Below are 21,782 nucleotides of genomic sequence, written 5' to 3'. Positions count from 1 at the left end.
TGATCGTCACGGTCCCGAAGCCATTCTCCCCCGGGCGTCGCAGCAGAAACACTCGGCGCTGCAGTCCCGTAGGAAATCGCTCCTCGTGTCCGGGCTCGGGTGGACCGGATGTCCGCAGCTGTGACGGCTGAGGTCGGTCGAGCGGGTCGGCGCGTACGCGAAGTCGCTGCCAGCAGTGATGGACGTGTTGTTCGGCCCCTCGGACGGCCAGAGCGGCGTCGTCGGTAACCGTGCCTGGGGAAGGGGCCAGGGGGGCCGGGCGGTCGGTGGTGGCGTGGCGGATGGGTGGCGTGTTTACGGCCGCTCGGGTGAGCGACGGCTGCCCGGGCGGAGGGGATCATGGCGGCTGTCGTCATGCGCCCCCAGCCGGCGTCGGTCCTCCTCGTCCCACGTCCGGGTGTCGCGCGGCTGGGTGTACGGCTCGGCCCCGGCGGGATGGCCGCCTGCGATGGCCCGCTGGCGGGCGATCTCGGCGTCGAACTCCAGGCCCAGCAGGATGGCGAGGTTGGTGATCCACAGCCACAGCAGGAAGACGATGACGCCGGCCATGGTGCCGTAGGTCTTGTTGTAGGAGGCGAAGTTCGCGACGTAGAGCGCGAACCCGGCGGAGGCGATCATCCAGATCAGCAGGGCCAGGAAGCTCCCCGGGGTGATCCACCTGAAGCCCTTCACCTTCGCGTTCGGGGTGGCCCAGTACAGGATCGCGATCATCGCCGTGACCAGGATGACGAGCACGGGCCACTTGGCGATCGACCACACCGTCAACGCGGTGTCCCCGATCCCCAGCGCCCGCCCGGCCTGGCGGGCCAGGCTGCCGGTGAAGACCACGATCAGCGCGCTGATCACCGCCAGCACCATCAGCACCACCGTCACCGCGACACGCACCGGAAGGATCTTCCACACCGGGCGGCCCTCGGGCATGTCGTACACGGCGTTCGCGGCACGGATGAAGGCGGCGACGTAGCCGGACGCCGACCAGATGGCCAGCACCAGGCCGACGATGGCCATGATGGAGCCGGTGCCGCTGTTGCCCTGCAGTTGCTGGACGGCGTTGGTGATGATGTCGCGGGCGGATCCGGGGGCGAACTGCTGGAGGTTGCTCAGCACCTTGTCCGTGGTCGACCTGCCGGTGAGGCCCAGTACGGAGACGAGCACGAGCAGCGCCGGGAACAGTGCCAGTACGCCGTAGTACGTCAGCGCGGCCGCGCGGTCGGTCAGCTCGTCGTCCTTGAACTCGCGCAGGCTGCCCTTGAGGGCCGCTCCCCAGGAGCCCTTCGGTAGTTTCGTCGGCGTCGTCGGCGCCCTGCGCTCCACCTCCGGCCCGGGCCCGGCCTCGACGGACGCGGGGGGCTCGTCGTGAGTCTGATGTTCTTTTCGTCCTCTAATGTGCAGCTTTGTCATGGCGGCCGGGTACCCCACTCCTTCCGCCCAACCGCAGCACGGCCCGACTGCCACGAAGCCGCGGTGCGGGTGAGGGGTCGTGGCACTGAAGGGGGACAGCCCGGCCGATCATGGGCCGTCCGGCAGAAGGCGTGGGTGTCTCCTCCTGGCCGCGTCGCGAGCAGTGCTTTGTGGTTCCTGGCCGAGGCGGGCCGGACCATGACGCCGGTCCCTGCAGGGCGGCCTGCTTCCGGCGGCAACGCCGGCGAGCTGACCCCGCAGCCGACCTGCTGGGAGGGGTGCCATCCAGGGGCCCTCGCGCGGAACTGACGCATGAGCTGCCCCCGCCCCGATGGTCAAGACGCTGGGTGTGGCCTGCCTCGGCCCGGACCGACTCCGCCGGTCGGCCGGGCGGTACCCGCCGACCGGCGGGGGAGAGCCCGAAGACTGCCGGATGGTTCGCGCCGGGACGTCTACGCGAGGTTCTCCGTATGGCACAGACACAACGACCGCAGGCGACACCGGCTCCGCAGGAGAACTCGCCGCCACCACCCCGAACCTCCACCGAGCCCGCCGGGCCGGCCTCGACCGGTCCCTCGATGGGGCGCCTCGTCGGAGTGGACCTGGCCCGCGCGCTGGCCGTGTTCGGCATGTACGTCGTGCACATCGGTCCCCCGCTGTCCGCGACACACGGCGTCGCCAGCTGGATCCGGTACATGGCCGACGGTCACTCGTCGGTGCTGTTCGCCACGCTCGCGGGGTTCTCGCTGATGCTGCTCGCCGGCCGCCGCGAGCCCAAGACCGGCCTGGCCGGCCGGCAGGCGAAGGCCCGTATCGCGATCCGGGCCGTGATCCTGCTGGCCCTGGGCACCGTGATGGCGATCGAGTACGGGGGAGTGATCATCCTCGGCTTCTACGGGGTCTACTTCCTCCTCGCCCTGCCCCTGGTGCGACTGCGTGCCAGGACCCTCGCGATCATCGCGGCCGCGTTCGCCCTGGTCGCACCGCAGCTGGCCTACGTCCTCTCCTCACTGCTGACTCCCTCGGTCCAGCAGAGCATCAACACCTACGATCCGCTCCGCCACCTCAGCGAGGTCGGCGTCCTCGATCTGCTGCTCACCGGCTTCTACCCGGCGCTCACCTGGATGTCCTTCGTGATCGCGGGCATGGCACTGGGCCGCCTCGACCTCTCCTCCGGCACGGTCCGCAAGCGCCTCGCCGCTCTCGGAGCCGCGCTCACCGCGGCCGCGTACGGCACGTCCCTGCTGCTCGCCGGCAAGGGCGCGCTGCGGAGTCTCGCGGAAGACGGGCCGTCGTCCGGCAGCTCAGGACCGATGCCCACCGGCGGCGGATCGATGCCCGCTGACGGTGGGTCGTTCCCCGATCTGTCCGCGTCGTCTCTCCTGCAGGCCGGGCCGCACAGTGGCACCACGTTCGACATCATCGGCAGTGTCGGCATCGCGATCCTCGTGATCGTGGGCGCGACGGTGGCGATGGACCGCCTGCCGCGACTGCGCCGCCTGGCGAAGCCGGTCATCGCCGTGGGCACCATGTCCCTGACCGCCTACGTCGGCCACTTCCTCGCACAGTCGGCACTGTCCACGCCCGCTGGAACCGGCGTCCAGCAGTCCTGGCTCCCTCTGATCATGTACGTCCTCGGAGCCGTCCTGTTCGCAGCGATCTGGTCCCGCTTCTTCCGCCGCGGCCCTCTGGAGTACCTCCTCAACGCCGCCACCAAGTCGGCGGACCGCGTCCGTTGATGGGGAGTTCGCGCCTGGGCCAGCACAAATTGAGGTGCCGGTGCCGGGCGCGTATCTCTACTCTCGGCCCATGCGCCACGAACCCGCCCTGCTGAACGTCATCGACGTGGAAGCCACCTGCTGGGACGGGCAGCCTCCGCCCGGCTCGGTGAACGAGATCATCGAGATCGGTCTCACCGTCGTGGACGTGTCAGCAGGGTGCCGCGTGTCCCGGCACCGCCTCCTGGTCCGCCCCGTCCGGTCGACGGTGAGCGACTTCTGCACTGAACTGACCGGACTCACGCAAGCCGAGGTGGACCGGGGTGTCTCCTTCGCCGAGGCCTGCCGGATCCTCGTCGAGGAGTACGGTGCCGCGGAGCGCCCCTGGGCGAGCTGGGGCGAGTACGACCGCCGGCAGTTCGCTCGGCAGAGTCAGGCTGACGGAGTGGCCTACCCGTTCGGCTACCCGACAGAGCGCAACCACACCAACGCCAAGGCCGTATTCACCGAGGCCTACGGACTGCGCAGAAAACCCGGCATGGCCCAGGCCCTGCAGACAGCCGGACTGCCGCTCGAGGGACGCCATCACCGAGGAGAGGACGACGCGTGGAACATCGCCGCGCTTGTCCTCGACCTGGTGGCACGCGGCGCATGGCCGGGCACGCCGCGCGAGATCGTGTAGGCGGTGCGGTCGGGATGTCGGTGACGGCGTAGGGGAGTTGCGGCCGGATCGGCGGCGATGTCGCGCGGTTCCTGGCCGTGTTCGCATCGACAACGGCCCCTGATATCGATGGACTTACTGAGCGCCTCGATGAGCCAGTAAGACGGTGCTTCTGATGGCTTTGTCAGAGGTGCCGCGTAGATTCCGGTCATGCCCGAGCCTTTGACTGAAGATCTCAGACAGTTGTTGAACGACTTGCCGCCTGGCCGGCTGCTGGGGCCGTGTCGTGCTCCGCATCCGGTGGTGTGGGTGAGCGATGGACCGGTCATGGATGCGGCCGACTGGTGGAAGCGTCTGTACACGCGGCGTCGTGAGACCGGCCTGTACCCGCTGCTGCTTGAGTACCCCGATGACTCATTCGAGCCGGTGGGCGGTGACTACGGGGCTGACGTCGATGCCGCCTCGTACCTGCGGAGCCAGTGGACGGACGATTGTTGGTTGCCTTTCAAGGAGTGGCCCGGTCTCGCGAGGCCTGCGGCGGCGACGACTGACGTTGACGTGTGCGCGGGCGAACTGGCGTCCGATATCGCCCGCGACGGCCGAGCTCGGTGTCTCGCACTCGTCCAGGTCACGCGGGGGGCTGATGCGCCCGCCGCCCTGAGCTGGCTCGGGATGACGAATCACATGACTGCCCGGGAGCTGTCGGCAGTGCTGCGCTCCTGGGAGGACCGGTTCGGTCTGCGCGTGGTGGGCTTTGGGCACGGAAGCTTGTATGTCTCTGTTGCCGCTCGGCCAACGGATGTCCACCAGGCCCGTGTCCTCACTGCGGAGCACTACCTCGCCTGCCCGGATGTTTTCTACGTGGACCCGAGCCTTGACTGGGACGCCTACCACGAGGACCTCATGAAGCGTCGCGAATGGTGGTTCTGGTGGGACTGAGAGTCCTGCGGGGTGTGATGCCGCGCCTCCAGAGCCATCGGCGCAAGTGGTCATAGTCGTGACCCTTGTCACCGTGGAGCTTCGCGGGTCGCCTTCTGCGAGGCTTCGAAGAGCACCGGCCGGACACCTCCGTGCTGTTGCTGTCGCAGTACGTGGAGGAGCGGTACGCCGCCGATCTCCTCGCCGCCCACGCATCCGGTGTCGGCTACCTGCTCAAGCAGCGGATCGCCGACGTCGAGGAGTTCGCGGAGTCGGCACGCAGGGTGGCGGCCGGCGGCACCGCGTTGGATCCGCAGGTCGTCGCGCAACTGCTGGTGCGTCGCCACAGCGATCCGCTCGATCGCCTGACGCCGCGCGAACGCGAGGTACTGGAGCTGATGGCCGGCGGCCGGTCCAACTCCGGAATCGCGGCCGAACTCGTGGTCAGCGACAGCGCGGTCGCCAAGCACATCAACAGCATCTTCACCAAGCTCGACCTCCCCAAGGCGGACGCCGACCACCGCCGAGTGCTGGCTGTCCTGCGCTTGCTCGGCGTACCGAACGCCTAGCGCTGCGACCGCACGGCTTCGGGGGAGGGGGTCAGGCCGCGGCTTTGAGGCCCACGAGGAGTAGGTCGGGGTGAAGCACAGCTCGACCTTGTGTTTCTTCGCCCAGCGGCGGATGTCGGGACCCTTGTGGGCGGACAAGTTGTCCATGATCACGTAGATGGGCGCACCGTCGAGCCGGGTGGCGGGGATCCATTTCAGTGCGGCCGGACTCCGTGGGTGCGGTGGTAGGTGACGGGCAACCGGTCGGGGTGTCGAAGGCCCGGTCGGGGAAGCAACCCAGGGCGTGCTCGATGCGGTCGAGTTCGGCGTCGCGCTCGGGATCCGGGGACTCCTTCCGCGTCTCGGTGCGCTGGAAGGTGACATCTCGGCGGGCGAGCAGGCAATCTAGCGCCTCGCTGCCGATGGGGATCACCCGAACTGTGGACTTTCCGCAGGTAGGCGGCGCGTTTTGCGCAGCGCCCAGTGGGTGAAGAGCTACCCGAGCTTGGGGGCGAGTGGTAGCCGTCTGTACGACGAAGTCCTCGTCGGCCTGCACCAGCTGGGCGAGTACAGGCACCCGGTCTCCGCGGGCCGAGGCAGGCACCATCATCGCTCGCCGGTATCGCCGCGAACTCGCGCTGCCCAGGCGCACGATCTGCTGCAGCCGCTGACCTTCCTGGCCGGTCAGTCACAGCACCAGCTCAGTTGCCGGGGGGCGTCAGCCCTTGCAGGACAAGGGCGGTTCGGCCGGTACGTCCCGCACGAGGGCGGTGATGATGTCGAGGTATTCCTTGGTCCGCCGGTCGCGGGAGAGTTGGTCGTACACCGGCTGTACCGCCCGGCGCAGTGCGGTCAGTTGAGCCGGGGTCGCCGCGGTGAACTTCTGGCCCCGGGCGCAGAGGCTCTCCAGGGCGCTGTGCTCCTGTTCGCGCAAGTCCGCGCCCGCGCCGTGCACCGCCTGTCGCGCCGCGTCCCGCATGAGCCGGCGCTGGTCCTCGCTGAGCCGTTCGAAGGCTTTGGAGTTGGCGACCAGGACGATGGGGCGCGGCCACAGAACGACGTTGGCGGTGCCGATCATCCCCGCTTCGTCGTAGCGGCTGCCGTTGACGGAGACGAGCTGATGCTCGAATCCGTCGAAATCGGCCACCGGGCTGCCCGCGCCGAACCATTCCGGTTTCGCCCCGAGGGCCCGAAGGGTGGAGTCGGCGACCTTGGACTCCTGGATGCCGATCGTGCGTCCTTTGTAGTCCTCCGGACCCAGCAGTGGTGTCCCGGCGCCGAAGGGGCGGCGCAGGCTGCCCGGGAGCAGCCCCACGCCGGTGAGGCCACCGCCGTCGACCTCGCGGATCATGCGCTCGGCGACCGGTGCGCGGAGGACCTTCTCCTCGGCGTCGAAGCTGTTGATCAGCAGGGGTGCGGTCAGGGCGCCCAGGGCGGGGGCCCGGCGGATGTCGAAGACCCGACTGCCGAGGGCGGCCAGGTCGACCCGCCCGGACTGCACGTCAATGAGGAGTTGCTCCTCGAAGTCCGGTCCCTCCTCGTGGTGGGCGTTGAACTCGGCCGAGATCCGGATTTCGTCGTGGGAGAGGGTCCGTACGTTCTGGAGGAAGGCGCGGAACTCGTCACTCGCGCCCATCGGCGTCGCCAGCGACAGTACGACCGGTTTCGCCGTGCTGGTGTGCGCACTGCTCGCGGGTTTCACCGCGCTCGCCGTGTCGGAGCATCCGACGGCGAACAGGATCAGCCCGACGGCTGAGCCCAGTGCCGCACCCACGGTCGTACGTCGGGAACGCATGGCGTCACGCTTCCTTCCCCGGCGGTCGGCCCGGCCCCAGGCCGCCTGCTTCGACGGTAGGGGCCGGAGGTCCCCGACGCATCTGTTCACCGAGAGGGGCGCCGCCCGGCCCGTGGCGGGCACCGGCCGTGATCAGCGGGCGGCCAGCACACTGTCGGTGCCGGCGGCTCTACGCGGGCGGATCGTTCGGGCGTCCCACGGCGTACACCGTGACCCCGCGGCCGTGCAGGTGGTCCTCTCGACGCGGCGTGAACCCCAGTCGCTCGGCCACCTTCACTGACGCCTCGTTGCCCGGCCGTACGAGAGCCGTGAAGTAGTCGGCGTCCAGGCGGGCGAAGCCCCAGTCCAGACAGGCTTGAGCGGCCTCAGTCGCATAGCCGCGCCCCCAGCGATCCGCCCGGAGCGTCCATCCCAGTTCCACCTCGTCGAACTGTTCCCAGTACTGAAGACCGCTTCGGCCGATGAACTCCCCGCTCGACTTCAGCTCGATCGCGCACAGGCCGTGCCCTCGCTCGGTCCATTGCCGTTCGATCGCGGTGAGGCGTTCCAGTGCTTGTTGATGCGAGTAGGCCCCGACGAAACGACTGACGCGCGGGTCGGCATGGAGGTCGACGAACGCGTCGACGTCGGACACACGAAGAGGGCGCAAGAGCAGCCGTTCGGTCTCGATCACGTGTCCGAGCATAGATCCGGGCCCCAGTGAGCCAGAGCCGCTTGACGTGAACAAAACCACCCCGCGCGACGGGACGAAACGAGGGTGGAGGAGCATCTGCTCAGCCATCGTCTGTCTGTGAGGAACCGTCATGCGCTCTGTCCACCGTGCTGTGCCGTCCGTCGTGTTCGCCTGTCTGCTGCTGGCGGGCTGTTCGTCCGTTCAGCTCGGTACGTCGACGCCGTCCGGGGGGAGCAGCGTCGCGGCGGGGGCGCCCGGCACCGGTGCGGGGAAGGCGATCGCGGTGGGCGCGGGCCCGCAGAAGCACTACACGGTGCAGCAGCAACCGCCGGCGGGCAGCTGCGAGTACCGCTACGAGCACGGCGAGCCGCTGGAGGACCCGGCCTGCACGCCGGGTGCGATATCGCCGGCGGTGACGCAGGCGAACCTGGCGTCGACGATATGCCGCAAGGGCGGCTACACCTCCGGGGTGCGTCCCTCCGCGTATGTCACGGGCAAGGAGAAGAAGCTGAACGCCGCTTCCTACGGGTTCACGGGGAGAATGTCGGACGCGGAGTACGACCACCTGATCAGTCTTCAGCTCGGCGGCGACCCCAACGACCCCAGGAACCTCTGGGTGGAGCCTGCCGACCCGGGCCACCGCAAGGGAGCCGGGGTGAACAACAAGAAGGACCCGGTGGAGACCAAGCTGCACACCGCGGTCTGCAAGGGCCAGGTCACCCTCGCCGCCGCGCAGAAGGCCATAGTCACCGACTGGACCACCGCCCTGAGCAGCCTTCACCTCAGCTGAACCGGTGTCCCCCGGTGGTGGGGGCCGCTCGCCCCGACGGAGGCTCACCGGCGGCTGCTACTTGCCGAAGCCTGCCGTGAGGCCGCAGATCAGCGCCTGGCACCGTCACCGCTTCGTCCGGATCAGGAGATCGACCTCCTGCTCCTGGTCTCCGGACATCGTGCCCTGCTCGTCCACGTTGAACGCGGCACCCAGGGCTTCACGGAGTTGATCCACGGCCGCGTATCCGCCTTGCAGCGTGGCGGAGACCGGACCCTCGAGGGCGATGGGATCGGTCGGGATCCACTCCTGCGTCGGCTCGAACTCCGCGGTCCACACGAGGTCCTGGCCGCTCGGCTGTTCCTGGGGCAGGTCGTCAGCGGGGCGGTCGGTGGGGAACGCCGTCCGGAGGACGCTGAAGACGGTGGCGGCGTCCTCCTTGGACGCTCCGGTGAGCGACACGGTGGCCATCAGACTCATTCTCCTTGCCTACGACGACGGTGACACCAAGGAGTACCCACTCACGGGAGAGGCACACGGCCTGACCCCCTGCCACCGGCAAAGCTCTCCGGAGCCGCCTCTCCGGAGCCGCCCCGGCACGGGCCCTTCCCGTCGCTCTGCCGGTACGTCGATTCCTAGTGCCGAGGTGCACAGACTGCACTCATGCCGCGAGTGTGTTCAGGACGTCTGCGACGGACGTCGGATCGAGTGGGCCCACGTGCGACGCCTTGGGGAAGTCGTGCACGCGGAAGCGGTTGCCGGGTGTGAGGGCGTCGGCCTCCTCGACCATCCTGTCCTGGAGCGCGGTGGCGATGGTCCGGTCCTTGCCGAAGCGCAGGTAGGTGCGGGGGATGCGCCCCCAGCGGTCAGCCCGGCCGACCGCTCGGCCCGCGTATGCGGCGATGGGCTCGTCGGTCTGCATACCGGCCAGGATCCGGCGGAAGTCGGCGTCGGGGTGGTCCGCACAGATCATCTCCTTCAGCAGGGCCAGCGCACGGCGGTCACCTGTCCGGAAGTTCAGCCGCAGCACCCCGAGCCGCTCCGGGTCACCCACGGTCAGCTCGACGGGGCTGACGGCGTCGGCGTTCTCGGGTGCCGCCGTGCAGGCGTCCGCCGTGGGCAGGGCGCGGTTGGGACAGAAGGCGGCCATGTAGCAGATGTGGTGAAGGAGATGCGGGACGGCGTTGCCGACCCGGCTGACCGAGACGCCACCCAAGCTGTGCCCGACCAGCACCACCGGGCCGTTGCGTGCCGCGCGCCGCACGATGCCGGTGACGCGCGCCTCGTAGTCGTCCAGCCCGAGGCCCTTGAGCGGGGACGGCTCGACCGCCATCGCCGCGAGGTCCTGTCGCTGGTACGACTCCGGGACGAAGGCCTGCGCGCCGTGCCGCGGTTGGTCCACCATGACGACACGGTGACCGCGCAGCGTCAGCTCCCGGGCGATCGGCGTCCAGAACGCGCCGGCGCTGTGAGTACCGTGCACCAGCACGTAGGTGGTGCCCCCTCGACGTGGCTCCGCCGCCGCTCGTGAGACTCCGAGTCCGCCGGTCAGAGCCGCGCCCCCTGCCGCGAGTCCCAGACCGCGCAGCGCCGTTCGCCTGGTGGTACCGGTTCCTTGTTCAGTCGTGGCATCCGTCATGCTCCGACGCTATGAGCGGCCCGCCGAGCCCACCAGCGGCCCAGCACCCCGGCGGGGGTGGGCCTGGCATCACCTCTGCCGGGTGGTGGTCTCCAGCCGTTCCGCCCCATCACGGCTACGGCAACATCGCGCGTTGGTCAGCGCAGCACGCTCTTGTCGCCCGTGCCGTACCCGAGCGGGGTGATGACGCGGATCTCCGGCTCGGCGGTGAGCAGTTCGCCCACCCGGCTCATCGCTTCGGTGAGAAAGGGAGCCTGGCTGTGTTCGTCGATGGCCTGCTGTGAGGCCCAGTTCTCGATGAGTACCATGGTGAGCGGATCGGCGGCGTCCTCGTGTGCCGCGTAGGTGAGGCAGCCCGCGTCCTCGTGGGTCTGCGAGACCACCGACGCGATGACCTTCCGGGCCTCGTCCGCCCGCTCGGCGCGCAGCCGCAGGGTACTGATCACGATTACAGATTCCACCGCTGGTCCTCCTCGCTGTGCGCACCGGCAGATCCGGCGCGCAGTCACTGAAGCACGCGTGCGGCTGTGGGTGGAACCCGCGTTATCACCGGGTGGAAGGTGCCCGACCGGCCGGCACGGGCCACGGCAGGTGTCAGGTCAGCCGACGGCTGTTCGTAGGCGACGGAATTACGAACCGTTCGTCGACGCGGCCCAGGCTCTCGTCAGAGGCGGACAGCCTTGAGGTCCACCGGCGTCTTGTTGTGCGTTACAGCCCGGCTGCCTGGACGAAGGACGCCCTGTCCTCGTCGTCCAGGTAAGAGTCGGCGCGCAGTCGGTCGTCGGCCAGCAGGCGTTGTACCCATGCCGCGTCGGCTGCGAATGCCGCTCGGCACAGGGCCCGTTCAGGGTGGTCCTCCTCAGGACCGCTGACCGCGAGGTCCCACGCGTTGTCCGGGTCCGTCGGTGCGGACAGGACGGCGGCGACGAGCAGGATCCCGACCAATTCGTTCCGGCGGGGGACCGATGGATCGGCAGCGAGCCGGAGCAGATAGGGGACGACAGCGGGCATCACGGCGCTGATGGACATCGGGCCTGACATCACCAGCCAGTCGAGCGCTCGCTCCGCCATCTCGGCGGCGTCGGGATCGAGCAGCCCGCGCAGGACGACAGGAACGTCGACCCGGCAGCCTGGAATGGACGACCACTCCACGTCCTCGCACCCTTGCAGGGCCGGATGGGGAGAAGGCCTCTGCCTCAGGTGCGGGTGGGCCGCCGTGAGAGCAGCGGTCGCCGCCACCGCCGAGGCCTCGTGATCCACCTTGCACACCAGCGTGCCTCCCGTCGGCAACTCGGGCCGTTCCGGCGGACTTCGGCCATCGGGGCCATGAGTCTACTGACGTCACTGTCCTCATGGCGCAGCGGCTTGTCCGGACGACTTCGGCATACGGGTCCCGGCGGCGGTGTGCCCCGCCGCCGGGACCCGTATGCCCTACGCCGCCCTCTGCGTTGCCGGGCCCCGGGCTAGAAGGTCAGGTTCCAGGCGTCGATCTTGCCCGTGTCGGAGGCGGCGTTGTCGTTCACGCGCAGCTTCCAGGTGCCGTTCGCGACCTCGGAGGAGGCGTCCACGGTGTAGGTCTGGGCGATGTTGTCGGCGCTGCCGCCGGCGCGGTTGTGCAGCGTGTAGACGGTGCCGTCCGGCGCCACCAGGTCGACCTTCAGGTCACCGATGTAGGTGTGCTTGATGTCCACACCCACCTTGAGGGTGGCCGGAGCGTTGCCGGTCACACCGGTGACGGCGATCGGGCTCTCCACGGTCGCGTTGTCGTTGACGGCGAAGTCCGTGAGGTTCTCGAAGTACTTGCCGGGCGGCGGGGTGGCCCCGACGGCCTTGAGGGCGTCGACCTGTCCCTCACCGAAGAAGGAGTTGTTGGCCGTCGTACCCGTGCAGCGGCTGTCCGAGGGGCAGGCGATGTCGTTGGCCTGCTCGGCCAGCTTGGTGCGCAGCTGCGCCGGGGTGATGCCCGGGTTGGCGCTGGCGATGAGCGCCGCCACGCCGACCACGTGCGGGGTGGCCATCGAGGTGCCGCTCTTGCTGCCGTAACCGCCACCGGGGACGGTGGAGTAGACGTTGCTGCCCGACGCCGCGACGTCGATGACGCCCTGACCGAAGTTGGAGAACGAGGCCTTGGTGACACCCGTGCCGTTGGCCGCGACCGTGACCACGCCCGGCAGCTCGGTCGGGATGTCGAGGCAGGCGTTGGTGATGGTGCGGGTGACCGGCGTCGAGTCGTTCGGGCTCGCGGAGTCGGTCGTCTTGTGGGCGAGGTCGTAGTTCTCGTTGCCCGCGGCGGCTATCTGGAGGGAGCCCTTGCTCTCGGCGTACTCCTGGGCGCGCTTGACGCCCTCGATGATGGCGGCCTGGTCGATGTTGTCCGGGCAGTTGAACTGCCACGGGTCCGTGTAATAGCTGTTGTTGGTGACCTTGAAGCCGTGGTCACCGGCCCAGACGAAGCCGCAGATGGTGTTCTCGGCGAAGAAGAAGGAGTTGCCCGGCTCGGCGACCCGGACCGCGGCTATCTTCACCCCGGGTGCCACGCCGACGACGCCCTTGCCGTTCTTGGCCGCGGCGACGGTGCCGGCCACGTGGGTGCCGTGCGTGTCGACGTCCCGCCACGCGCCCGTACGGGTGTCGGGCTTGCCGTAGGCGCAGGAGACCGAGTCGGCCGCGTCGAAGTTGGGCGCCAGGTCCTGGTGCTGGTCGTCCACACCGGTGTCCAGGATGCCCACCTTGACGGAGGCGGAGCCGGGGTTCACGGCCCAGGCCTGGTCGGCCTTGATCTGGCTCATGTCGGCCCGGACCGGTTCTCCAGCCGGGGTGGAGGCCTGGGCCGGACTGGGCGGGAGCGCCGGGTCGTAGGCGGCGGCCGGGACGTCCGAGGTACGCGTGGCTCCGACCTGCTGCACGCCGGCGACACCGCGCATGGTGGCGGCGAAGGTGCTGGACGCCGAGTGGGCGACGATCACGCCGATGGCGTCGAAGTTCGAGAAGACCGTGCCGCCGTTGGCCGTGATCGCCGAACGGACCGCCGAACTGTCACCAGGGGCGGTGATCACGAGGTAGGCGCGCGTCCCGGCCACCCAGGCCGCACTCTGGGAAGCCGGCGCGGCGGCCGGAGCGGGGGCGGGGGCCTTCGCGGCCGGCGCGGGGGAGGGAGCGACGGGGAGCGTGCCCGCCAGGGCACCCGGGGCGCCGAGCGTGAGGGCCGCACCGAGAGCGGCCGCCAGCACCAGCGTGCGTCTGGAACGGCTTGATGTGTGGGGTATCAATGCATCCTCCGAGGCCGGCCCGGCCTTGTTGAGGACACGGGCCAGCCGTACGAAACGAGTGGTGGATGCAAGATGTCAGGTGCATGATCCTGTACGGAAGTACCTTTCCGTGCAGGGACGCCACGAAAGCGTGGCTGAAAACAGGCGTACACCGAGGAACGGGTGGAGCTGGAGCCCCTCGTCGGAGCTCGTCATCGGCGTGGCGAACGCTACGAACGCGGGTGGAACTGAGGGCCGTACGTGCTCCGGCTCCCCGGGATCTCGGTCTCCATGAGCCGTACCGCGGTCTCCTCCAGGCCGCGCATGGCGTGGACGGCCGCGCCCAGGGTGCGCCGGTCGCCGTCGGCCCAGGCGGCGTCCAGGGAGGACAGCACGGTGGTGTAGGTGTTGTCGAACCTGTCCAGAAGCTGCTGCACCGACGCCGGCGGCCGGGACCAGCCGCCCGCCGGAACCCGGGCCATGGGGCGTGCGTCCGGGAAGGGGACGGGTGCCCCGGTGAACGCCCAGCCCTCGGCGGTCTCCCGCAGTTGCCGCCCGTGGTAGATCTCGCCGAAGGCGTAGTAGTGCGCCGGGTGGTCGTCGGTGAAGGAGTCGGCCGGGGAACTGCTCGTGCCCTCGCCCTGCTCCCTGATGATGTCGATGGCGCGCTCGACGTCGAGGAGGGTCTCGACGGGGTGCAGATCGTCGGAGCCGATGCGCGTGGTCAGCTGTCCGCGGGCCGACAACTCCGGGGCCAGGATCTGAAAACCGTCGAGCATGGCGCCGTAGAAGTCACCGACGGTGTGCGTCGCGGTGTCGCGGAGGGCGAGCGGTTCCTCGGGAGCCTCGATGGACATCATCATCTGCACGAACGACTTGTTGAGGCCCGACAGGTACACGGTCAGGCCATCGCGTACGCCGCCGGGCAGCGGGCCGGGGTAGGTCGGTGCCGCCGCCCTGATCCGGGGCTGCCCGCCCACGGCCACGAGCAGGTTGCACACCACGCCCAGGTGGTACATCTCGTCGTCGATGATGCGACGGATCAGTCGCGCCGCCTGCGAGTTGCGGTCCCCGATGGACCACCAGCCGCACAGGTACGGCGGGATCGTGGACAGTTCCAGCTCCACGGCGACCTGAAGCGCCGAGCGGAGCCAGTCGACGCCGCGGCCCGCTTCCGGGACGGCCAGCAGGCGCGCCACCCGACCGACCGGCGGCGGCTCCGGTGGGCCGCCGTGCGAGCTCGCAGCGGCCGACGCCGGTGCTGCCGCGATGGCCGGCGCGCCGGCCGCCACGGCTGTAGTGGCCAGAAAACTCCGGCGCCCGATCGCAGCCCCGGCCGGCCTCTCCACGTCGTCCCTCACGCCATCACCCTCGCCTCGCGGTCACGACCCGCCCTGCCGAAGGCATACGGGTCCTCGGATCAGCTCGCGAAGCTAGCAGGCGTTACGCCCCGATGAGGGCGTTGACGTGCGAGAACGACGTCAGTGCCACCCTGTCAGGCCAACCCGGCAGAGTTCCGGAGGGGTGCGGGAATGTCGCGCCGGGCGGCCGTGTTGACACCACTGCATGACATGACCGAGTCAAAGCGCTCGGTGGTGGTGGAAGGAGTCCTCATGGCACGCAGCACCACGCGTCCCGTCATCACGCTCAGGTCGACGGCGGGCACCGGCTTCACCTATGTGACGCGGAAGAACCGTCTGGCCGACCCCGACCGGCTGGTCGTGCGCAAGTACGACCCGGTCGCCGGCAAGCACGTTCTGTTCCGCGAGGCACGCTGACATCGGCCCCGGTCCTGGACCGGGGCCCCGCGAAGGGGGCACCACCCATGAGATCCGGCATTCACCCCGCCCTGCGCCCCGTCGTCTTCCGTGACCGCGCGGCAGGCTTCCAGCTGCTCACCCGCTCCACTGTTGCCGCACAGGACACGGTGGTGGGGGAGGACGGCATCACGTACCCGGTCGTCGACGTGGACATCTCGTCCGCGAGCCACCCGTTCCACACCGGCACCTCGCGCGTCGTGGACACCGCGGGGCGAGTGGAGCGCTTCGAGCGGCGGTACGGCCGTACCGCTCCTGTCCGTTCCTGACGGCCCGAGCCGCCCAAATACCCCGGGCGAGACCCTGCAAGACCATGCAAGACCCGGTAAGGAGGCCGCTATGAAGGTACGCAATTCCCTTCGCTCGCTGAAGACCAAACCCGGCGCCCAGGTGGTGCGCAGGCGCGGCGTGACCTTTGTGATCAACAAGAAGGACCCCCGCTTCAAGGCCCGCCAGGGCTGACGCCCCCGCACAGCACCTTCACCGGCCCGGCACCGCACGCGCGGTGCCGGGCCGTATGTGCTTTCCGGGGAGCCGCCGACGGTAACCACTCAGTTCGGGTGCGCACCACATGCAGCAGCGCGGTCGATATGACTTACTCGAATCCTCACTCGACTTGGGTACCCGGGAGCGTACGATGGGGCGATCTTCTAGATCACTTGGGGCCGATGTGGACGCGAGCGTTGCAGATGAGCGGCACAGCATTTCCGATGTGCTGCGCATTCGCGCGTATTCCGCGACGGATGAGCCTCATGTGAGAGAGCTGCTCCAAGATCTCCCGGATCTCTATCCACACGGCGACAAATGGCTCGATCGCACCTTCGGAGAGGTCGCGCAGGGAAAGGCGCGGTTGACTGTCGTCGAAGTCGGCACGGACATCGTGGCGGTCTCGATCGAGAAGCCGAAGGATCACGGCAGAATGAAGCTTTCCACCCTCTACGTTCGTTCTGATGTCCGGAACATGCGCGTGGGGACCTCCTTTTTCCGCGCACTCGACGCCCGCTGGCGGAGCGAGAACTGGAAAGAGGTCTACATGACCGTGGCCAGCCAGGGGGCATACGAATTGGAGCGCCTGGTCAAGGCGTTCGGTTTTGAGTGCGTAGCCGTCCAGGAGGACCGGTACGGGCTGGGTCGGGACGAAGTGGTGTTCAGTAACGCGTCGGGATCGTAGAAGTAATTCGGGGGCCGAGGGTGGGGTACTTTGCTGTTCTCTTCAAGAATGGTGGAGAAAAGTTTAGAGTCCAGCGGTGTCACATCAACCTGTGGGCGCTTCCTGGACTGATCCCCGGGCGCAGGCTCCTGTATTTCGATGTGGGTCTCGACATCGAGGCGATCGGTAATCGGCCCGTGAAGTCCGTCCAGTTGCTGTTGCCGTTCCGGGTCGAAGAGGCGCGGTGGCGCACCGGCGCCAGGTATGCCCTGGATCTCTGGGAAGTGGCAGGACAAAGCGATACCGCCGAACTCATCTTCGGTGGGCCCGTGCGGCAGGTGCTGTCCGCCGACGAGCGGCGCGTCGAAACCAGCAGGCTGGCAGAGCCTCTGCATTTCATCCGGATCCGGGAGAGCGAGGTCGCGCCGGTCGAGAAGTTCAAGCAGCGCGACGACTGCTCCCTGTACAACGTCCCCCTCGGGAAATCCATAGCCCCTGGCCAGCGTCGTTACATACGGCTGCGCTGGCAGGTCTTCGGGACGCGGCCGATCTGGGAATGGAAGCGCGGCGGGGGAGGGGCCAGAGTCGACTTACGGATCTCCGACATCCGGGAAAGCCGCTTCGCGAGCGAGGAGCGTTCGCTGCGTCCCAGGATCGCGGAGATCGAACGCGTTAATTTTTTCCTGGTCCTCCCGCCCGTCCTGCATGTCATCGCGCACAGCCCCGCCTTCAACTACCTTCGCAGACTCGAGCACGAAGCGTGGATTCCCTACCTGTGGGGCACGGCTCACCTTGCGTGGAAACGTGTCCTCGTCGTGTACTCGTGGCGCCACGCCAGTGACGCGGAAGCGAAGCCGGTCTCCATCGAGAACCCCTTTCGCATCTTCCTGGATTTCGGCCGGGCTGTTCCTGAGTCCTGCCTCTACCGGCTCATGAAGGCGGCCTTGTTCGTCGTTGTCGTCCTGTTGGCTCAGGACCACTGGAGTCTGGTGGCCTCCGCGTTCGACGCCGTGACACACGTCAATGTGGTCCCCGTGCTCGCCCTGCTGGGTGCCGGAACCCTGCTGGGTTGCCTCGCGTTGTTCGAGCGTGTCCGTTCCTGGACACAGAACCGATTTCTGAGACCGCGTGTGTGGCTGCGGAGGGTCGAGCGGTCGATTCTCTCCCTCACGCACCCCCGGAACTCCTGAAAACGGAGACGAGCGCCCGTGACCACCCCGACAAAAGCCCTGCTGCTCTCCGTGCACCCGCAGTACGCAGAGGCGATCCTCCTCGGCACGAAGACGGTGGAGATCCGGCGGCGGCGCGTGGCCGTCGAGCCCGGAATCCCCCTGATCCTGTACGGCACCTCTCCCACCAAAGCGCTGCTCGGAGCAGCCCGAATCGTCACGGTGGAGGTGGGGCACCCCGACGCGATATGGGAGCTGCATCACGAGCACGTCGGGGTCGACCGCGTAGTTTACGACCGGTATGTACAGGCGGCGCCCGAGGTGACGGCACTGGGGATCGGGGAGCCCATCGCCTTCGCCGAACCGATCCCACTCGCCCGGATACGGCGGGCGTTGGAGTTCCGGCCCCCTCAGAGCTACCAGTACGTCAGCGACTCCTTTGTCCGTGACCTGGTCCTGCGGCATCCGGTCGCGGAACAGCTCATGAGACTGATGACCGAGTCACAGTGACACCCCGGGCAGCCAACGGCCCCGCACACCCCGGGCAGCCAGCGGCCCCGTACACCTCAAACCGCCGCCAGCGCCTCGGTCGGCGGCAGTCGGGAGGCTCGTACGGCGGGGTACAGACCCGCGGCCGCTCCGACGGCCACCGCGCCCGCGACGCCCGCGAGGAGTGCGAGTCGGGGGAACACCACGGGCCAGGACTGGGACGTCGCGTAACCGGCCGCCACCGCCGCGCCGAGGGCCGTGCCCGCGCAGCCGCCCAGCGTGGACAGAGCCACCGACTCCGCCATGAACTGCCCTCTGATCTGGCCGCGGCTGGCACCCAGTGCCCGGCGCAGCCCGATCTCGCGGCGCCGCTCCAGGACCGAGACGACCATGGTGTTGGCCACGCCCACGCCACCGACGAGGAGCGCCACGCCCGAGAGTCCGAGGAGCAGGACCGACAGTGTCTGCCGGGTGGCGCGTTTGGCGGCCAGGGCGTCCGAGGGGCGACTGACCTGGACCAGGCCCGGCAGTTGGGGATGGACGGTGGCGGGGAGCACGGCTCGTACGGCCTCGATCTGCGACTCGCGGGCCGTGACGTAGACGACGGTGGGGTGGCCGTCGAAGCCCAGTTGTTCGCGTGCGGCGTCCCAGCCGACCAGGACGGAGGCGTCGAGGTCGGGGGCGAGCGGCAGGGGATTGAGGATGCCGATGACGGTGAACCAGTGCCCGTCGATGTAGACCTGCCCGGTCTCCCGGCCCGGGCGGACGCGGTCGAACCCGAGGCGCGCGGCGGCCCGGGAGCCCAGGACCGCGGTCGGGAAGCGGGCGGAGGTGGGGGAGAGGAACGAGCCGGAGCGGACGGTCCCGTGGACCGAGGGGAGGAGGTCGGTGCGCGCGGCGAGGACACTGATGCCGGAGGCGTCGGAAGGGTCGGCGCGGTCCGAACGACGCACGCTCCTGTGGGTGTTGGCCACGGCGCTCGCGCTGGTCACCGGTCCGATGCGGGCGGCCATGGCGTCCGCGGTCGAGGGCAGGACGACCGGTGGATCGCTGTCTGCCTGCGGGGCCACGCGCAGCATGTCGGTGCCTAGGGCGGACAGTTGGTCCATCAGGGCCCGCTCGCTGGACGCGGGTATCGAGGTCACGACGACGAGGGTCGCGATACCGAGAGCGATGCCGAGCGCGGACAGCGCGGCGCGTGGACCGCGGGTGCGGATGCCCAGCAGGCCCAGGCGGAGGATGTCCACGAGACTCAGTCGTACAGGGCGGGGCCCGGAGGCTTTCGGTGAGCGCGTCACGCGGCACTCACCACCCCGGTGACGTCCGCCGTGATGCGGCCGTCACGTAGTTCCACCCGTCGGGGGAGGCGGGCTGCGATGTCGCGGTCGTGGGTGATGACGGCGATGGTCGTGCCCTGGTCGTTGAGGTCGACGAGCAGACGCAGGACGGCCTCCCCGTTGGCCGCGTCCAGCGCGCCCGTAGGCTCGTCGGCGAGCACCAGCGCGGGCCCGTTGACCAGCGCGCGCGCGATGGCGACCCGTTGGCGTTCGCCACCGGACAGCTGTTGGGGGAGGTGGGAGCGACGGTGGTCGAGCCCCACCCGGGCCAGCGCCTCGCGCGCGAGGGGGTCTCGTCTGTGCCGGGGGACACCCGCGTAGAGCAGGCCGGTGGCGACGTTCTCCGTGGCGTCGAGCCCGTCGGTGAGGTGGAAGTGCTGGAAGACGAAGCCCAGCAGACGCGCCCGCAGCGCGGAGAGGTGACGGTCGCCCAGTGCGTGGACGTCATGGCCCGCGATGCGGACGCTGCCGTTCGTCGGCCGGTCCAGAGTGCCCATGATGTGCAGCAGCGTCGACTTGCCCGATCCGGACGGGCCCACGATGGCGACGAGTTCGCCCGCGTCTACGCGGAGCGAGACCCGGTCCAGGGCGGTGACACCGCCGGGATGGCTCTTGGTGACCTCCTCGACGAGGAGGACGGGGGTCGTGGTGACGGGAGAGGGAGTGCTCATGACGCCGTCACCACCTTGGCGCCTACGGCCACTCCCTTGCCGCTCACCTCGACGAGACCGCCCGCGAACATGCCCGTCGTCACCGCGATCAGCGTGCCGTCCGGGCGTTGTACGGCGTACCCGCCCTCCCGCAGGGCGACGAGTGCGCCCACGGGCACGGCGAGCACGCCTTTGCGGGTGGTGGTGTCGAACCGAACCTGCACCGCCGCCGCGTCGAGGCCCTTGAGGTCCGTGGCCCGGTTCGCCGCCACGGTCACGTCGATGGTGGCCGGTCCGGTCTGCTGCACGGACTCCTCGGCGGAGCCGCCCTGCACGGTGCGGCTGAGCGCCTTGACGGTGCCGGGAATCGTTCTGCCGTCCGGCAGCGTGATGGCGGCGCCGTCCCCGGCTTTGACGGTTCCCATGTCGGTCGCCTCCATCGCGACGGTGACGGTCTTGGCGGCGGAGGTGTAGGTGAGCAGCGTCCCGTCGGCCGCGTCGCCGGGTTGCGCCTGGACCGAGTCGACGCGCACCGGGCCGGGCAGGACCACGGCCCTGCCGGGGGTGAGGGTGCCCGTGGCGGGCTGCCCGGTGTCGTGCTGCCAGCGTTTGAGAGCGGCGGCGAGCGCGGGGGTGAACTCCTCGCCCTCGTCGCCGTCACCGGTGTTCCTGGGGAGGGCGGCCGGGCCCGTGTCGTAGCCGAGCGCTCGCAGGTTGCTCCCGAGGACGCTCACGTCGTGGCCGCGTACCCCCGTCTTGGTCAGGGGGCGGAAGAAGGGGGTGTCCCCGAAGAAGACGGGGACGGGCCGGTCGTCGATCCGGTACAGCGCCTTGCCCCTGACCGCCAGGGCCCCGGGTTTCGGCAGCCGGGTCACGATGCCCTGGCCCGTGCCCTTGAGGGCGTGCGGGATGCCGAAGCCGAGGGTGCCCGGCAGGGTGCGGCTGTCGGAGAGGTCGGTGCGGGTGACGGTGGCCGTTCGCACCCGGTCGGGGGCGGAGGCCCTGGTCTCCGCTCCGGAATGGACGTCTCGCCACACATAGGCGCCCCCTCCCGCGACGCCTGCGACCAGCATGACGCTGAGCGCCACGACCCCCTTACCGCGTCTTGCCACGGAACGCCTCCAAGGTGCAGCTCCTGTCGACCTGGCTCTGCCGGGCGGCGCTCATCGTGGTGTTGCCGTCGTAGGTCCATCCGGAGTTGTCCGGCAGCGCCGTGACCCTGAGCCCTTTGCGGTTCAGGCACTTCACGTAGGCGCGGTAGTCGTCGTCGTAGTGCGGGTTCGTCGCCTCGTCCAACTCCGGTGGCTGCAAAGGCAGTTTGTTCGCGCAGGCCTTGGTGGCGGCCTGGGCCGTGGCGCTGTGGTCGGACTGGTCGACCGAGTCCGGGCCGCGCGCGGTGAGCATCTTGTGCCCGTGGTCCTTGAGGCACGCGGCGTAGAGGTGCCAGTAGCGGTTCTTCTCCTCCTCCGAGCTGTCGAGCCGCAGTTGGGGACGACCGTCGTCGGCGGACGGCGTGGCCTGCACGGTCGCGTTGCCGTCGGGGGCCTCACTGCGCAGGGAGGCCACATCCTGCCGCGTCGAGCCCTTGTCGTCGGAGTCACCCGAGCCGGCGCAACCGGTGAGCAGGAGGACACCGGCGGCGAGGGCGGCTGCGCCGAGTACGCGACGGTGGACCGCGATGTCGAAGTGGTTCATGCGGCTCATGGTCCGCGCCGGGTGTCGGGAAGCGGTCGGCAACTGATGCGGGTCTGTTCGGACTTCGGTGCGGTTTCGACGACAGCGAGCCCACGACAGGACCAC

23 protein-coding genes and 2 pseudogenes are annotated in these 21,782 nt (G+C 69.3%); 11 read left to right on the top strand and 14 right to left on the bottom strand.

The annotated features are described in order from the left end of the window. Positions 1-294: 294 nt before the first annotated feature. A complete protein-coding gene (locus tag H295_RS44345; RefSeq protein WP_051135695.1) occupies positions 295-1,401 on the bottom strand; it encodes a YihY/virulence factor BrkB family protein in 1,107 nt (368 codons plus the stop codon). A 470-nt stretch (positions 1,402-1,871) separates the two neighbouring features. Here H295_RS44345 and H295_RS0139815 point away from each other — a divergent pair, with 470 nt between their 5' ends. From H295_RS0139815 to H295_RS0139805, 3 genes are all read left to right on the top strand, one after another. Continuing rightward, positions 1,872-3,140, top strand: coding sequence for a DUF418 domain-containing protein (locus H295_RS0139815; protein ID WP_199788678.1), 1,269 nt, complete (start codon positions 1,872-1,874; stop codon positions 3,138-3,140). Positions 3,141-3,210: 70 nt separating this feature from the next. Then, positions 3,211-3,801, top strand: a complete 591-nt coding sequence (locus tag H295_RS0139810; protein ID WP_020140943.1) for a 3'-5' exonuclease — start codon at positions 3,211-3,213, stop codon at positions 3,799-3,801. Positions 3,802-3,990: 189 nt separating this feature from the next. Beyond that, positions 3,991-4,719: a DUF4253 domain-containing protein gene (locus H295_RS0139805; RefSeq protein WP_028810179.1), complete on the top strand. Its 729-nt coding sequence runs from the start codon at positions 3,991-3,993 to the stop codon at positions 4,717-4,719. 7 nt (positions 4,720-4,726) lie between these two features. Here the strand turns inward: H295_RS0139805 and H295_RS46275 are convergent. Next, a pseudogene (locus tag H295_RS46275) lies at positions 4,727-4,816 on the bottom strand (IS5/IS1182 family transposase); the annotation flags it as partial. A 22-nt stretch (positions 4,817-4,838) separates the two neighbouring features. Between H295_RS46275 and H295_RS44340 the strand changes: the two are divergent. Further along, a pseudogene (locus tag H295_RS44340) lies at positions 4,839-5,267 on the top strand (LuxR C-terminal-related transcriptional regulator); the annotation flags it as partial. 697 nt (positions 5,268-5,964) lie between these two features. Here the strand turns inward: H295_RS44340 and H295_RS0139785 are convergent. Continuing rightward, entirely contained in the window at positions 5,965-7,041 is a 1,077-nt protein-coding gene (locus tag H295_RS0139785) for a TRAP transporter substrate-binding protein (protein WP_020140939.1), read from the bottom strand. A gap of 169 nt (positions 7,042-7,210) precedes the next feature. Then, a complete protein-coding gene (locus H295_RS0139780) occupies positions 7,211-7,714 on the bottom strand; it encodes a GNAT family N-acetyltransferase (RefSeq protein ID WP_106961065.1) in 504 nt (167 codons plus the stop codon). A 130-nt stretch (positions 7,715-7,844) separates the two neighbouring features. Here H295_RS0139780 and H295_RS0139775 point away from each other — a divergent pair, with 130 nt between their 5' ends. Next, positions 7,845-8,504: a hypothetical protein gene (locus H295_RS0139775; RefSeq protein ID WP_043218751.1), complete on the top strand. Its 660-nt coding sequence runs from the start codon at positions 7,845-7,847 to the stop codon at positions 8,502-8,504. 105 nt (positions 8,505-8,609) lie between these two features. Here H295_RS0139775 and H295_RS0139770 read toward each other — a convergent pair whose 3' ends face one another. The 6 genes from H295_RS0139770 to H295_RS0139745 form a co-directional block, all read right to left on the bottom strand. Then, on the bottom strand, positions 8,610-8,954 hold the full coding sequence (locus tag H295_RS0139770) for a hypothetical protein (RefSeq protein ID WP_020140936.1): 345 nt from the start codon (positions 8,952-8,954) through the stop codon (positions 8,610-8,612). Between the two features lie 190 nt (positions 8,955-9,144). Then, on the bottom strand, positions 9,145-9,972 hold the full coding sequence (locus tag H295_RS0139765; protein ID WP_020140935.1) for an alpha/beta hydrolase: 828 nt from the start codon (positions 9,970-9,972) through the stop codon (positions 9,145-9,147). A 287-nt stretch (positions 9,973-10,259) separates the two neighbouring features. Further along, entirely contained in the window at positions 10,260-10,568 is a 309-nt protein-coding gene (locus tag H295_RS44335) for a putative quinol monooxygenase (protein ID WP_020140934.1), read from the bottom strand. Between the two features lie 262 nt (positions 10,569-10,830). Continuing rightward, the gene (locus H295_RS0139755; RefSeq protein WP_234021777.1) at positions 10,831-11,274 is read right to left on the bottom strand and encodes a hypothetical protein; all 444 of its coding nucleotides are present in this window, start codon (positions 11,272-11,274) and stop codon (positions 10,831-10,833) included. A gap of 311 nt (positions 11,275-11,585) precedes the next feature. Continuing rightward, a complete protein-coding gene (locus H295_RS0139750) occupies positions 11,586-13,352 on the bottom strand; it encodes a S8 family peptidase (RefSeq protein ID WP_020140932.1) in 1,767 nt (588 codons plus the stop codon). A 248-nt stretch (positions 13,353-13,600) separates the two neighbouring features. Continuing rightward, entirely contained in the window at positions 13,601-14,569 is a 969-nt protein-coding gene (locus H295_RS0139745) for a ferritin-like domain-containing protein (RefSeq protein WP_020140931.1), read from the bottom strand. Between the two features lie 414 nt (positions 14,570-14,983). On the opposite strand from H295_RS0139745, the gene rpmG reads away from it, so the two are divergent. From rpmG to H295_RS0139715, 6 genes are all read left to right on the top strand, one after another. After that, positions 14,984-15,148, top strand: coding sequence for a 50S ribosomal protein L33 (gene rpmG, locus H295_RS0139740; RefSeq protein ID WP_020140930.1), 165 nt, complete (start codon positions 14,984-14,986; stop codon positions 15,146-15,148). A gap of 47 nt (positions 15,149-15,195) precedes the next feature. Further along, positions 15,196-15,456, top strand: a complete 261-nt coding sequence (locus H295_RS0139735; RefSeq protein ID WP_020140929.1) for a type B 50S ribosomal protein L31 — start codon at positions 15,196-15,198, stop codon at positions 15,454-15,456. 70 nt (positions 15,457-15,526) lie between these two features. Then, the gene (gene ykgO, locus H295_RS0139730; RefSeq protein ID WP_020140928.1) at positions 15,527-15,649 is read left to right on the top strand and encodes a type B 50S ribosomal protein L36; all 123 of its coding nucleotides are present in this window, start codon (positions 15,527-15,529) and stop codon (positions 15,647-15,649) included. 109 nt (positions 15,650-15,758) lie between these two features. Then, complete coding sequence (locus H295_RS0139725; RefSeq protein WP_158691119.1) at positions 15,759-16,358, top strand: hypothetical protein; 600 nt, start codon at positions 15,759-15,761, stop codon at positions 16,356-16,358. A gap of 140 nt (positions 16,359-16,498) precedes the next feature. Further along, positions 16,499-17,527: a hypothetical protein gene (locus H295_RS0139720; RefSeq protein ID WP_020140926.1), complete on the top strand. Its 1,029-nt coding sequence runs from the start codon at positions 16,499-16,501 to the stop codon at positions 17,525-17,527. 18 nt (positions 17,528-17,545) lie between these two features. Continuing rightward, positions 17,546-18,016 (top strand): ASCH domain-containing protein, encoded by a 471-nt coding sequence (locus tag H295_RS0139715; protein WP_020140925.1) that lies wholly within the window; start codon positions 17,546-17,548, stop codon positions 18,014-18,016. Between the two features lie 56 nt (positions 18,017-18,072). Here the strand turns inward: H295_RS0139715 and H295_RS0139710 are convergent, their stop codons facing one another. Genes H295_RS0139710 through H295_RS0139695 form a run of 4 tightly spaced genes read right to left on the bottom strand, consistent with a single transcriptional unit; the run spans position 18,073 to position 21,677 of the window. Then, on the bottom strand, positions 18,073-19,242 hold the full coding sequence (locus H295_RS0139710; RefSeq protein ID WP_020140924.1) for an ABC transporter permease: 1,170 nt from the start codon (positions 19,240-19,242) through the stop codon (positions 18,073-18,075). Between the two features lie 47 nt (positions 19,243-19,289). Further along, positions 19,290-20,003: an ABC transporter ATP-binding protein gene (locus H295_RS0139705; protein ID WP_020140923.1), complete on the bottom strand. Its 714-nt coding sequence runs from the start codon at positions 20,001-20,003 to the stop codon at positions 19,290-19,292. Continuing rightward, positions 20,000-21,094: a hypothetical protein gene (locus H295_RS0139700; protein ID WP_043218748.1), complete on the bottom strand. Its 1,095-nt coding sequence runs from the start codon at positions 21,092-21,094 to the stop codon at positions 20,000-20,002. Before H295_RS0139700 ends, H295_RS0139705 begins: the two co-directional genes overlap by 4 nt. After that, positions 21,078-21,677 (bottom strand): hypothetical protein, encoded by a 600-nt coding sequence (locus H295_RS0139695; protein WP_020140921.1) that lies wholly within the window; start codon positions 21,675-21,677, stop codon positions 21,078-21,080. The genes H295_RS0139700 and H295_RS0139695 overlap by 17 nt, the downstream gene beginning before the upstream one ends. Between the last annotated feature and the right edge of the window lie 105 nt (positions 21,678-21,782).

Origin of the sequence: Streptomyces sp. 351MFTsu5.1, from assembly GCF_000383655.1 — a bacterium.
GTDB lineage: Bacteria > Actinomycetota > Actinomycetes > Streptomycetales > Streptomycetaceae > Streptomyces > Streptomyces griseorubiginosus.
The sequence above is the reverse complement of the archived record's forward strand: the minus strand, read 5'-3'. Positions and strand labels throughout refer to the sequence as shown.

Bases quoted from the DNA above. Each gene is read 5' to 3' on its own strand.
- H295_RS44345 (WP_051135695.1), bottom strand. From the start codon at position 1,401: ATGACAAAGCTGCACATTAGAGGACGAAAAGAACATCAGACTCACGAC.
- H295_RS0139815 (WP_199788678.1), top strand. From the start codon at position 1,872: ATGGCACAGACACAACGACCGCAGGCGACACCGGCTCCGCAGGAGAAC.
- H295_RS0139810 (WP_020140943.1), top strand. From the start codon at position 3,211: ATGCGCCACGAACCCGCCCTGCTGAACGTCATCGACGTGGAAGCCACC.
- H295_RS0139805 (WP_028810179.1), top strand. From the start codon at position 3,991: ATGCCCGAGCCTTTGACTGAAGATCTCAGACAGTTGTTGAACGACTTG.
- H295_RS0139785 (WP_020140939.1), bottom strand. From the start codon at position 7,041: ATGCGTTCCCGACGTACGACCGTGGGTGCGGCACTGGGCTCAGCCGTC.
- H295_RS0139775 (WP_043218751.1), top strand. From the start codon at position 7,845: ATGCGCTCTGTCCACCGTGCTGTGCCGTCCGTCGTGTTCGCCTGTCTG.
- H295_RS0139770 (WP_020140936.1), bottom strand. From the start codon at position 8,954: ATGGCCACCGTGTCGCTCACCGGAGCGTCCAAGGAGGACGCCGCCACC.
- rpmG (WP_020140930.1), top strand. From the start codon at position 14,984: ATGGCACGCAGCACCACGCGTCCCGTCATCACGCTCAGGTCGACGGCG.
- H295_RS0139735 (WP_020140929.1), top strand. From the start codon at position 15,196: ATGAGATCCGGCATTCACCCCGCCCTGCGCCCCGTCGTCTTCCGTGAC.
- ykgO (WP_020140928.1), top strand. From the start codon at position 15,527: ATGAAGGTACGCAATTCCCTTCGCTCGCTGAAGACCAAACCCGGCGCC.
- H295_RS0139725 (WP_158691119.1), top strand. From the start codon at position 15,759: ATGCAGCAGCGCGGTCGATATGACTTACTCGAATCCTCACTCGACTTG.
- H295_RS0139705 (WP_020140923.1), bottom strand. From the start codon at position 20,003: ATGAGCACTCCCTCTCCCGTCACCACGACCCCCGTCCTCCTCGTCGAG.
- H295_RS0139695 (WP_020140921.1), bottom strand. From the start codon at position 21,677: ATGAACCACTTCGACATCGCGGTCCACCGTCGCGTACTCGGCGCAGCC.